At 53.8% G+C, this 12,728-nt stretch carries 5 protein-coding genes and 1 pseudogene; 4 read left to right on the top strand and 2 right to left on the bottom strand.

The window, feature by feature from the left end:
- Positions 1–106: 106 nt before the first annotated feature.
- Positions 107–1,825, bottom strand: coding sequence for a malate dehydrogenase (quinone) (gene mqo / locus CFter6_RS12175; protein WP_061540147.1), 1,719 nt, complete (start codon positions 1,823–1,825; stop codon positions 107–109).
- 563 nt (positions 1,826–2,388) lie between these two features.
- Here mqo and CFter6_RS12170 point away from each other — a divergent pair.
- The 3 genes from CFter6_RS12170 (at position 2,389) to CFter6_RS12160 (ending at position 8,049) form a co-directional block, all read left to right on the top strand.
- Positions 2,389–2,898 carry a DUF4019 domain-containing protein gene (locus CFter6_RS12170; protein ID WP_061540146.1) on the top strand — a complete coding sequence of 170 codons (510 nt, stop codon included), beginning with the start codon at positions 2,389–2,391 and terminating at the stop codon, positions 2,896–2,898.
- Between the two features lie 115 nt (positions 2,899–3,013).
- A complete protein-coding gene (locus CFter6_RS12165) occupies positions 3,014–7,111 on the top strand; it encodes a YadA-like family protein (RefSeq protein ID WP_082814727.1) in 4,098 nt (1,365 codons plus the stop codon).
- 80 nt (positions 7,112–7,191) lie between these two features.
- Positions 7,192–8,049 carry an outer membrane protein assembly factor BamE domain-containing protein gene (locus CFter6_RS12160; protein ID WP_061540144.1) on the top strand — a complete coding sequence of 286 codons (858 nt, stop codon included), beginning with the start codon at positions 7,192–7,194 and terminating at the stop codon, positions 8,047–8,049.
- A 363-nt stretch (positions 8,050–8,412) separates the two neighbouring features.
- On the opposite strand, the pseudogene CFter6_RS26815 reads toward CFter6_RS12160, so the two are convergent.
- Positions 8,413–8,559, bottom strand: a pseudogene (locus CFter6_RS26815) (malate:quinone oxidoreductase); the annotation flags it as partial.
- Positions 8,560–9,076: 517 nt separating this feature from the next.
- Between CFter6_RS26815 and CFter6_RS26185 the strand changes: the two are divergent.
- Positions 9,077–12,502: a glycosyl hydrolase family 95 catalytic domain-containing protein gene (locus tag CFter6_RS26185; protein ID WP_150118728.1), complete on the top strand. Its 3,426-nt coding sequence runs from the start codon at positions 9,077–9,079 to the stop codon at positions 12,500–12,502.
- Positions 12,503–12,728 lie beyond the last annotated feature (226 nt).

The raw sequence follows: 12,728 nt of genomic DNA, 5'->3' as shown, positions 1-12,728 counted from the left end.
GCAATTCGGCACACAAACGAACAGATGGACGCCTTCGTGCGCGCCCATCTCCATTGCCAACCAGATAGAGTGTAAGCGGATGTCGCTTACACCGAGCTTCACAGCACTATAGCGCGATATCTGGCACTTTTTTCACTTGTCCAGGGTGCTCGACGGGAGCGGTCCCTGGAACGAAGCCCTCCAAACTTGGCGATGCGATAGTCAATTGCAAAGTTTCAGCGGTGCTTGCCCATGTCGTCGCAAGCAGCTGCGGGTTCTCATTGAGCTTTTGTCCATAAGTGGGAACGATCTCGCGAATTTTTTTCTGCCAGGCAGGTGTATTCATCCGATCGGGGAAAACCTTCTCCAGCAGTGACAGCATGATCGCTGGCGAGGTAGAGCCACCAGGTGACGCGCCCAGCAATGCAGACACGGAGCGATCTTCGGAAACCACGACTTCGGTACCCAGCTTCAATACGCCGCCCTTGTCGGGCATGTTCTTGATGATCTGCACACGCTGGCCGGCTTGCCACAAACGCCAGTCTTCGTCCTTTGCCTCAGGCATGTAGCGGCGCAGCGCCGCCATCTTGTCTTCCCTGGACAACTCCAATTGCTGCGCGAGATATTTGACGAGTGCAAACTCATGGGCGCCGACTTGAAGTTGCGGAATGATATTGGAGGGCGTGGTTGCCTTCGCGATATCGAAATACGATCCGTTCTTGAGGAATTTGGTGGACCAGGTGGCGAACGGCCCGAACAGCAGCACGGTTTTACCATCCAGCACGCGGGTATCCAGATGCGGCACCGACATCGGTGGCGAACCCGTATCCGCAAGGCCGTAGACCTTGGCCAGATGGCGCGAGGTAATGGCGGGATTATCCGTGACCAGGAATTCTCCGCCTACCGGGAAACCGCCATACTGCTTCGCTTCAGGAATTCCCGACAACTGCAGCAGCGGCAATGCGGCGCCACCGGCGCCGATGAAGATGTGGCGTGCATCAACGGTCTGGACCTTGGAACTATCCTTGATGTCGAAAGCCGATACACGCCAGGAGCCATCCTCATTGCGGGTGATCGAGCGTACCTCATATCCGGTGTTGATCTTGCCGCCCGCATTGCTGCTGAGATGCTTGTAGAACTGGCGGGTAATCGCGCCCAGGTTGACATCGGTGCCGAGCGGCGAACGGGTGGCGGTGACCATCTCGTCCGGCTTCCGGCCTTCCATCATGATCGGAATCCATTCAGCAATCTTGGTCGGTTCCGTCGTCATTTCCATGCCAGCGAACAGCGGCGACGCCTTCAAGGCCGCGACGCGTTTGCGAATGAATTCACGGTTCTCCGGACCAAAGACCAAATTCATGTGCGGTGTCGAATTGATGAATTCGCGCGGATTGCCCAGAACGCCCTTGCGCACCTGATGCGACCAGAATTGGCGCGAGATCTGGAAGTTCTCGTTGATGCCGATCGCCTGGGTAATATGCACTTCACCCTTGTCGTCCATCGGGGTGTAGTTCAGTTCGCAGAGCGCCGAGTGGCCGGTGCCCGCGTTGTTCCAGCCATTCGAGCTTTCTTCCGCCACTTTGTCCAGGCGTTCGAACACTTCATAGGTCCAGCCAGGCTCCAGCTCGGACAGATAGACGCCGAGCGTCGCACTCATGATGCCGCCGCCGATCAGCAGCACGTCCACCGTGCGATCCGCCTTGGCGGCGCGGAATTGGCCACCGAACAGGACCGAGTAGCCGCCCAATACGGCTGCGGCGCCAACGGCAGTTCCAATAAATTTACGCCGGGAGAAGCGCTTGCTTTTGGCGTTTGCTACCGTGTTCTTGTTATTTTCTTGACTCATGGAAATTTTTCGTCGTAAGTAATATTGAAAGCGATCGGCACCCTCAATCAAAAACGGTGCCGGATATTGAAAAAACCTCATTCAATCGAGGAGCAGGTGCTCAATTATGCTTGATTTGCGAGGTCATCACAAAACAAACAATTCACCCAGCGACCACTGCCGCCAGACACACTTGTGGTGCGAGGTGGTGCAGGAATGCTCGCGCAGCCCCATCTGCGCAGATCGCAGCGGGCGCGCGATGCCTGTTGAAAGTTGCGCTCCGAGATTCAAGTATTGCTATTTTATTATTTAATACTGTCGGAAGTGCAATTTTGTGCTGAGCCAAAACCGTCGCCTAGGCTCACGTGCCTTTGCACAACGCAATTTGTGAACTTATGTTAATTGCCCGAAATTTCTCTGGAAAAATTATCTTTTGAAAATTAGTCTTCATTTCATCAAGTAAATTTTCTTCATCCCCTTGAGAATGTGAGATTTTTCAAGTACGCAATGCGGCACATTGGGCATTCCTTGATGCACCCAAATAAAATTATTTGCACAGACAAATCATTCCAAGCGGGGGAGCAATGGATAAATTGGGTTTTGCAAACGGACTCACGGTTTGGAACGATTTACGTTTCACAATGCCACGCAAACTATCTCCGTTGGCCACGCTGGCCATCCTGATTTTTTCCATCATTCTTGTTCCCGTTACCGCTTCGGCGCAACCCGCGTCTGCTGATGCCGCTATTGAAACGGCTCGGCAATGGCTGACTTTAGCCGACAGCCAGCAAGTCGATCAGATGTGGGAACAAAGCGATGCGTTGATGAAGTTGAAATCAGAGCAAGGCGCCTGGATCAAATACGTCAACGATATGCGCATCCGGCTGGGAACATCACCCAGCAGCCGTATCTGGCAATCGATGGAACACCAAATTAATAATCCGAGTTTGCCTCAGGGTGAATTTGTCGGGATCACCTTCGTTTCGGTCTATGCCAAGGCTTCTTCGTGGGAACGCGTCTCTCTGATCTGGAAAGACGAACACTGGGCCCCAGTGGGCTATCAGGCAGGTGCTATATCTGCGGCGGCTCAATAAGTCGCAGCAAATTTCCGGTGATCATTTCCTGTAGCACAGCACCTCAAGTCAATTTCATCCAGGTAATGGCTCTGATTCATTGTAGAGAAACACTTTAACTTCAATAGAGGGAAGCATGAGTAAATCTTATTGGATCGTTTATAGCCAGGCGCTTCGCAATCGGATTGTTGCATCAGAACTCACGCGAGGAAAAGGAAAGTCTAGCCGCTCAGGGCAGACGCCAAGAAAGTCAGGTTTGCTGACCGCGACTGCAGCTGCGATCCTGTTCGCCTTCAGTGGCCCCATGTTTGCCGGCACAGCTATTCAGATTGACCAGATAAATGGCTCTTCCGCAACGGGTAGTGGCGGCAGTGCTCCTGCCACGGCAGGCTCATTTTCGATTGCCATTGGTGGCGGCAGCGGCGCCAATGCACAGAATATCAGCGTCGCTATCGGTGATGCGTCCACTGCGACTGGAACCAACTCGGTGGGCATAGGCAGGCAGATTAGTGTGACTGGCAACAACGGCACTGGAGTCGGCTGGGCAGCGGTAGTGAGTGGCGCGAACGCCACTGCGGTCGGGCAGAACTCCAAAGCCACAAACACCGGCGATTCGGCATTCGGCTCCGCTGCGGCGGCCACAGGGGGTTCTAGCACTGCGCTTGGCACAGGTGCAATCTCTTCCGGCACCAATAGCATTGCAGTTGGTTCAACTGCCAGTGCTTACAACACCAATGGCATCGCCATGGGCAGCGGCGCGGTTGCTGGCGTCAGCGGCTCGGCCACCATTGCCAATGATGTCGCATTGGGTGCTGGCGCGTCGGCGACAGGCGGCAACACGGTGGCCATCGGCGGCAACGCCGTGTCTTCGGGCGTGGATAGTGTAGCCTTCGGCCATAGCGCTACCTCCAGCGGCACGACCAGCATTGCGATCGGTTTTGCGGCGGTTGCTGCCAACACCGATGCCACGGCAATCGGGAACCAGGCAAAAGCAACTGGCGCGCAGGACACAGCGATTGGCGTGACCTCCGCGGCGACGGGCGGCAATAGCACTGCGGTTGGTAATCATGCGCTCTCATCAGGAGGAAATTCCACGGCAGTCGGTGCGACGGCTAATGCTTCCGGTGGTCAGGCGTCCGCTTTGGGCCTGGGTTCTACTGCAAGCGGAACCAACGCTACGGCTTTGGGGATCGGCACGGTAGCGTCGAATTTCGGCAGTACGGCGGTGGGCAATCAATCGCAGGCTACTGGTCTGAGCGCGGTAGCCTTGGGTAGCTTCACTAATGCCGGAGCGGCAAGCACAGTGGCAATTGGCGATACATCGTCAGTAGCGTCAGGTGCCGGCTTGGGTTCTACCGCGATCGGCTACAAGTCGAACGTGACCGGCGGTACCGGCGCGGTAGCAATCGGTAGCCAGCAGACAGCAAGCGGCAATGGTGCGGTAGCGATTGGTGATCCAAATTCAGCCACCGGCACCGGTGCTGTCGCAGTGGGTGCGAACAATACCGCCAATGGCAACGGTGCGTTGGCGCAAGGTAGCGGCAACGCAGCGACAGGCCAAGGCTCGGTGGCGTTGGGTAATGCGTCCACAGTTTCGGCCGCCGGCGGCATTGCATTGGGTGATACCGCCAGGGCATCCGCCGCGAAGGGCGTAGCTCTGGGTTCCGGCGCGACCGCCACCAATGCAAACGATGTTGCGTTGGGCACAGGTTCGACGACGGCAGCGGCGGTAGCGACAGCAACCGGCACCATCAACGGCACTACATACAATTATGCAGGTATTGCGCCCACCAGCACGGTGAGTGTAGGAGCATTGGGTAGCGAACGCACTATTACCAATGTGGCTGCAGCTCGTATTACTGCGACCAGCACCGATGCGGTGAACGGCAGCCAGTTGTTTGCCACCGACACGGCAGTGACCAATCTTGGCACGACAGTCACGAACATTAACAACGGTGGTGGCATTAAGTATTTCCATGCCAATTCGATATTGGCGGATAGCCAGGCGACTGGCACGGATTCGGTGGCTTCAGGGCCTCTGGCCGTGGCCTCCGGTATCAACGCATCGGCCTATGGCAATGGCGCAAACGCGGCAGGGGTGAGCTCGGTGGCGGTTGGCAATCAGGCAACGGCCAGCAATATCTATGCGATAGCGCTAGGGTATAACACCAATGCAAGCGGCAGGAATTCGATTGCCCTGGGTTCTAATGCGGTGGCAGTCGGGAATGTGAGCACCAATGGCGGTCCAGCGAATGGATTTGCAATTGCGATCGGCCAGAGTGCCACCGCGACTGGCAGTTCCTCTACTGCAATTGGGGGAAACGCTGTGTCTTCGGGAACGAAGGCGCTGGCGCTAGGAGACACGTCCTTCTCGTCGGCAACAAGGTCTGTTGCGATAGGATCAAATTCGAGAGCAACCGCAGACTTTGCATTAGCCATTGGGAACCTAGCGACGGCTACAAACGCTGGCGACGTGGCTCTAGGTTCGGGATCAGCGACGGCGGCGGCGGTCGCCACCACTGGAGTGACGATCGGCGGTACGGTCTACACCTTCGCAGGCACGGCGCCGACCAGCACAATCAGCGTTGGCGCCGTTGGCAGCGAGCGCACCATCACCAATGTAGCGGCAGGTCGGGTGACGGCGACATCGACGGATGCAATCAACGGCAGTGAGTTGTTTGCGACGAATCAGGCGATCGTAAAATTGAACACAGGCGGAGTAGGCCCAGTGCAATATTCGGATGCCGCAACGCCGACCACGCCAAATGGTGGCATACCATCCCAGGATCTGACCCTGGTCGGCGCGGCTACCGGTCCGGTGATTTTGCATAATGTTGCACCAGGCAGCTTGGGTGCGGCATCAACGGATGCGATCAATGGTTCTCAGTTGAACAAGGCTGGGACGTCGATAGCAAACAACTTCGGTGGTGGTTCGACGTTTGATCCGGTGACCGGTCAGGTCACGGCGCCGAACTATACGGTCCAGGGGAATAATTACAATAATGTGGGTAGTGCATTGGGCGCCGTGGACAACAACTTAACCACTTTGAACAATAGCCTCAACAACATTAATGGCGGTGGTGGCATCAAGTATTTCCATGTGAATTCCACGCAGCCGGACTCACAAGCAGTCGGAAATAATAGCCTTGCGGCAGGACCTAATGCGGTTGCAAACAATGCCAACAGTGTTGCAATCGGCAATGGCGCAACGGCGTCCGCCGACAACAGTGTTGCCTTGGGTAGCGGCTCTCAAGCGACACGCGGTGCCCAAAACTATGTCGGCCCGTATTCCAACGTGCAAAACAACACTGCTGGTACGGTTTCTATCGGCGCCCCAGGTGCTGAACGTCAGCTGACAAGTGTCGCCGATGGGTCGCAAGCTACCGATGCAGTCAATCTCAGGCAATTGGATGGCGCTGTGACCCAGGCTGCCCAATACACCGATAACCAGATCAAGAATCTTGCAAATAATCTTGGGACCGGATCGACTGGGATGTTTCAGGTAAGTCCTGACTCAACCACGGCCCCCAAGGCTACAGGCAGCAGTTCTGCGGCCGGTGGATCGGGGGCCGTTGCATCCGGCTCGAACTCCACTGCGCTTGGCCACAATGCCAGTGCAACCGCCAATAACTCGGTTGCTTTGGGCAACGGTTCAGTTGCCGATCGCGTCAATACGGTTTCTGTGGGATCTGCCGGGAACGAGCGTCAAATTGCCAATGTGGCGGCGGGTACGGCTAATACAGATGCCGTCAACGTGGGACAGCTAAATAGCGCAACCAAGGGCGCAGTCAAATATGACGCTAACGCGGATGGCTCGGTGAACGACACCAGTGTGACACTTAATAGTGGCGGTAGTGCTGTTGCAATTCATAACGTCGCCAATGGCGTGTCGTCGGGTGATGCCGTCAACTATGGTCAGCTTCAAGGCGCTGTCAGTCAAGCAAATGCTTATACGGACAACCAGATTGCTGGCGTCCGTCGCGATATCAATCAGATTGGCAAGAATGCTGATGCCGGCGCGGCTTCTGCGATTGCTGTCGCGTCGCTGACGCAGTCGATCTACGCTGGTGCCGGCATGGCATCTGCTGCAGTCGGTACATATCAAGGACAAAGTTCGCTCGCATTAGGGGTTTCCAAAGTATCGGATAACGGCCGTTGGGTGGTCAAAGCTGCAGTAACGACGAACACGCAAGGTCAGTTTGGTGCCGGCGCCGGCGCTGGCTTCCACTTCTGATTGTCGCCTTGGAGACCGTTAATCTACGCCATGTTGTCCAGGTTCTTCGGACCTGGACAACAAAAAATAAAGGGTGATATATGAGTAACAAACATAAAGTGCTTGCCGCGCTAACATTCGTGGCGATGCTGCTAGGTGGATGCGCTACCAGTCATAACGCCGCTGAAAATACTACCGATGCAAGCGGTGATCAACAAGTGAAGTTTCCTGCTCGATCCACGGCGTGGCTTAAAGAGGGTACTTTTCCAAATGAGGAGAACCTGCGGAAGATAAGAACTGGGATGTCGAAAAATCAGCTTTATGCGCTAATCGACAAGCCACATTTCAGCGAAGGGCTCTTTGGACCGAAACAATGGAATTACATTTTCAATTTCCGTACAGGGAAAGGGGATGAGTTCATCACATGCCAATATCGTGTTGATTTTGATGCGAATAGCTTAACCAGAGCTATGTATTGGGATCGTCCTGAATGTGCAAACATACTGAACCCAGTGCCTAATGCTGCTCCCCCTGCGCTTGCCGCCGTCGCACCGCCAGTGGAAGTGCAAAAAATAAGTTTGGCAACTGACGCATTATTTCGATTCGCTCATGGAGAGAGAAAAGATATTTTGCCCGAAGGACGGGTAAAGCTAGATCAACTCGCTCAACAATTAAAAACGATGACTGTCGAGAAAATACTTGTCATTGGCCATACAGATCGTCTTGGCACAGATGCCTACAATGACGCGTTGTCATCGAGTCGCGCCAAAACTGTGGTGAGTTATCTTGCTGACGCGGGAATTCAGTCCGCATTAATGCACGCTGAAGGGAGGGGCAAGCGAGAGTCGATAACTACATGTGATCAAATAAATCGTGTAGAGCTGATTTCTTGTTTGCAGCCAGATCGTCGCGTGGAGTTGGAAGTTACCGGGAAATCTAAGACGCTATTGCGAAAGTAAATTAGTGATTTAAGGAAGATCCAACAAATAAGCGAGCATGTCAAGGAAAGGAGGGGTGGTAGCGGTAGTAGGCGTGCCTGAAGATGGACGTCTTCGTGCACACCAATCTCCATTGCCAACCAGATAGAGAGTAAGCGGATGCCGCTTACACCGAGCTTCGCAGCACTATAGCGCGATATCTGGCACTTTTTTCACTTGTCCAGGGTGCTCGATGGGAGCGGCCCCTTGAACGAAGCCCTCCAAACTTGGCGATGCGATAGTCGATAGTCAATTGCAAAGTTTCAGCGGTGCTTGCCCATGTCGTCGCAAGCAGCTGCGGGTTCTCATTGAGCTTTTGTCCATAAGTGGGAACGATCTCGCGAATTTATGCGACCAGAATTGGCGCGAGATCTGGAAGTTCTCGTTGATGCCGATCGCCTGGGTAATATGCACTTCACTCTTGTCGTCCATCGGGGTGTAGTTCAGTTCGCAGAGCGCCGAGTGGCCGATGCCCGCGTTGTTCCAGCCATTCCAATCGCATTGATCGGATGTGAACTTAGCCGTGCCAGCAATGAAACCACGGCACTGCGTGCGGGGTTCGTGGAGAATTGGCTATGTCACCATGACCCGAATGATGCACTTTACATTTAAATTCAAATACGTTAAATTGGTCCAGCCATTGAACCAGTGTAAATGGCCGTTTATAAAAAATATCAATACGGCAATGTTCTGGAGCGGCTATGTATTTGAATGGGAAGGGTGAATGGAACGCGCAGTTTTTTTGCCATATCAATACGAAAGCAAGGCGTTCAGCTGGAGTTTGTTGGTGAGGCGGTATTGCTGTCGACAGCCGCGGCTTGGCAAACAAGTTAGTGCGACATGTGCCGCGGATGGAGCGACAAAGCTGTCAAATACGATGCTGTGATGGGTATGTGACTGGAGATACTGTCAGTAATGTTTCACGCGTTACCGTAGGTTGTTTTATTGCATTTAGCATCAGTCTGAAAAAATAAATTAGCCCAGCTATAAAGAAATGGAGACAGGGATCATGACGAAAGACAAAATTACCAATCGTTCTTCTGGAACAGATGAAGGCTTCAGAGCTCAGAATGGCTCACCATCGAACCCATCGCGCCGAAAGATATTGACCCAAATAACGGCGTTGGCGGCATCCCCGCTATTGGCCGCCTGTGGCAGCGGCAATGAGGACAATCCCGCTGCATCCAGTCCAGCTGGCGTCGCCAGTACCAGCAAGTCGGCCGTTGTTCCCGGTATTGTGAGAACAGCGCCAACGTCTAGCATTGCAAGCCAAAACCTCTTCTATCAAGCTGCGGGCAATGATTGGCAGAGTACTTGGCTGCCAGTCGGCAATGGCCGGACAGGTGCCATGTTGGCCGGAGGCGTGCTGCTTGAGCAGTTGCAATTCAATGAACAGAGTTTGTGGACAGGTACTAATAATACAGATGATGGCAGTGCTGCTGCTAATGGCAGCTATCAGAATTTTGGCAATTTATCGCTTTCGCTGGGCGGTGTTTCCCCGCCGGCGATCACTTCGCCGAATGTCAGTGCAAGTGCCTCCAGTTCAGGTCAGGGCATCCTGTCTACCGTTGACGGCAGCATCAGGACCAAGTGGTGCATTGCAGGTCCTCCGAACGTGGTCACCTGGCAGGCAGCACTTTCAAGTGCGGCGGTTGTTTCCAGCTACACGCTGACATCTGCGGAGGATGTGCCGGCAAGAGACCCGTTGAAGTGGTCGGTTTCCGGTTCCAATGACGGCAGCAGTTGGACGGTGCTTGACACTCAAAATTTCTCAACGTCCCCATTTCCCAGCCGAAATCAGGCCAACAGCTATACATTTACAAATTCCACCGCTTTCAGTTTTTACAAAATCGACTTTACCATGTCTGCGGCGGCCACCACTGACGGGCATTTTCAGATAGCAGAAATAGGACTGACTGGGATAAATCTTCAACAAGCCTCGTCCCAGATCTATGTCTTTTCCCCATCCGGCCACGGAATGGGAGCGTTGACAGCGGCAAACAGCGAACGCATTGACAGTTCAGTGGACGGCAAGGCGAATACCAAGTGGTGTGTCTTCGTGAATCCGGGAGACATCGTGCAATGGCAGATTGATCTGGGATCGAATCAAACCATTTCCAGTTATGCGCTGACCAGCGCCAATGACGTTGCAGCAAGAGACCCTAAAAACTGGACGCTCATGGGGTCTAATGACGGCGTCACCTGGACTCAGGCTGGCAGCCAATCCAATGCGTTGTTCTCGGCACGTAATCAGCTGCAAACGTTTGCATTAAGCGGTTCGCCCAAATATCGCTTTTGGCGTTTTAATTTTGATACGACTAGCTGTCCCAAAGATGCCGGATCTGGTGATCCCAAAACCGGCCACTTCCAGGTCGCAGAAATTGCACTGAACGGCTCTGCATTTACAACTTCAGGAAAAACCGTAGTTTGTGAATACGAACGCCGCTTGAATATGCAAAACGGCTTGCAGACAACCAGCTACCTTGTTGGCGGCAATTATTTTATTCGCGAGACATTTGCCAGTAATATCGATAATGTGATCGTCATGCAGTTAAGGTCAGAAGCGTCCGGCGGCCTGTCTGGCGTATTGCAGCTCACATCTGGCCAAAGTGCTGACACCTCCACAGCGCTGGTTTCAACCTCGGAAGAGAGTATTTCTTTCAATGGCAGCCTTGCAAATAATTTGCAGTATGCGGCTAAGGCGCGTTTGATTCGGACCAATGGAACGGCGACGCAAAGCGGGACAAGTATCGCACTCAGCAAATGCGACAGCATTCTGCTCTTGGTCGATGCCAGAACAAACTATGCTCCTGTCTATAGCGCCGGCTGGCGCACCAGCGCGACGCCTCTCAGCGTTGTCAACTCAACCTTGAGCGCGGCAGCGGCCAAATCGTTCAGTACCTTATACGCGTCACATGCTGCGGATTTTCAAGCATTGATGACAGGAGTTGACGTCAATTGGGGTAACAGCGCGGTCAATGTGTCGAGTCTGCCGACAGATTTGCGACTGAACGCTTATAAAAGCACTAGTGGCAGCGCGGACCCGACACTGGAGCAAACCCGGTTTCACCTGGGGCGGTATTTGCTTGCGAGTTGTTCAAGAAAAGGTGGGTTGCCAGCTAATCTGCAAGGCCTGTGGAATAACTCCAACACTCCGCCTTGGAACAGCGACTACCACGACGATATCAATGTTCAGATGTGTTACTGGTCGGCTGAGTCTACCGGCCTGTCCGGCTGTCACTTGCCATTGTCTGATTTCATTGTTGACCAGGCCCCTGCGCTCAGAATTAGAACACAGGCGAACTTCCCCGGGAGCACCGGCTGGACAGTACGTACAAGCCAGAACATCTTTGGCGGAAGTAGCTGGGAGTACTTTACTCCTATGAATGCTTGGAATGTGCAGCATATGTGGGAGCACTATGCCTTCAGCCAGGACATCACTTATTTACAGAACGTTGCTTATCCAATGATCAAAGAGGTTTGCCAATTCTGGACAAGCACGGGGCAGCTCAGAACTGATGCGAATGGTAAGTATCTTGTCCCTGCGAAACCTGTAAACGCGCTAGTAACCAACTATGGTTCGCCGGAACAGGGGCCCGCTGAAGACGGTGTGACGTTTGGGCAGCAGCTTGTATGGGACGTGTTTCAAAATTTTCAAGACGCTACGACTGCATTGAGCAACGCCAATTTGGCGCCAACGAGCGACAGCAGTTTGCTCAGCACGGTGAAAGCCACGCAGGGTAATCTTGCACCCAACCTGATTGGCGCCAAAGGACAGTTGCAGGAATTCCGAGAAGACTATGAATCCAATCCTACTTTGATGCAAAGCAAGGGACTCAGCTTGACGCATCGGCACACTTCGCAGCTGATGGCGGTGTTTCCCGGACGCCAGATTACGCCGACCGGCACGCCAGCATTTGCGAAAGCTGCGGAGGTCGCGCTGCTGGCTCGCTGCGGCCTTCCCTTGGGAACCCAGTCTGGAACGGTTACCATGGCAGGCATGTCGGTGAGCGACAGTGAACAGTCCTGGGTTTGGACATGGCGATGTGCCTTGTTTGCACGTTTGGGAGATAGCGAGAATGCGCTGACGATGATCAAAGGCAGCCTGGAAAAAAGCTCTTTTAGCAACCTGTTTACCCTTACGAATAGTAATAACGCCTTTCAAATAGATGGCGATTTGGGCATGCCCGGTGCAATGGCCGAGATGCTGTTGCAAAGTCATAATGGCGTAATCGCGCTGTTGCCCGCATGTCCATCGGAATGGCAGACAGGGTCATTTACTGGCTTGCGAGCAAGGGGTGGCTACAAGGTCAGCTGCGCCTGGGAAAACGGGACGGTGACGTCGTACAGCATCGTGGCCGACAAGGCGCCAAACAAATCTGCCGTGAAAGTAAGTTTGCAAGGGCAAGCTGCAACCGATTACACGCCAACGTGATCATCTTGTTTTATATCGATGTTTCTTGCCCGTCACGGCATTGATGGTTGACGGATGTCTTGACGGTGATTGATGCCGTGCAGTCTCCCGGTTTTGCTGGGAGACTGCCAGTTTACTGATGGTGGTTGTCGTCGACAATGTCGGCGGACTATAGGAAAGTGCATCGTGTCAGCCGCCACATGGCCTGGGTGTCCGAGGCGGATCAATACGGATGCTGAAGCGAACT

This window comes from Collimonas fungivorans, assembly GCF_001584145.1.
Lineage (GTDB): Bacteria > Pseudomonadota > Gammaproteobacteria > Burkholderiales > Burkholderiaceae_D > Collimonas > Collimonas fungivorans.
The sequence above is the reverse complement of the archived record's forward strand: the minus strand, read 5'-3'. Positions and strand labels throughout refer to the sequence as shown.

What these genes read in the sequence shown, in the direction of transcription:
- mqo (WP_061540147.1), bottom strand. Translation starts at nt 1,825, where the DNA reads ATGAGTCAAGAAAATAACAAGAACACGGTAGCAAACGCCAAAAGCAAG.
- CFter6_RS12170 (WP_061540146.1), top strand. Translation starts at nt 2,389, where the DNA reads ATGGATAAATTGGGTTTTGCAAACGGACTCACGGTTTGGAACGATTTA.
- CFter6_RS12165 (WP_082814727.1), top strand. Translation starts at nt 3,014, where the DNA reads ATGAGTAAATCTTATTGGATCGTTTATAGCCAGGCGCTTCGCAATCGG.
- CFter6_RS12160 (WP_061540144.1), top strand. Translation starts at nt 7,192, where the DNA reads ATGAGTAACAAACATAAAGTGCTTGCCGCGCTAACATTCGTGGCGATG.
- CFter6_RS26185 (WP_150118728.1), top strand. Translation starts at nt 9,077, where the DNA reads ATGACGAAAGACAAAATTACCAATCGTTCTTCTGGAACAGATGAAGGC.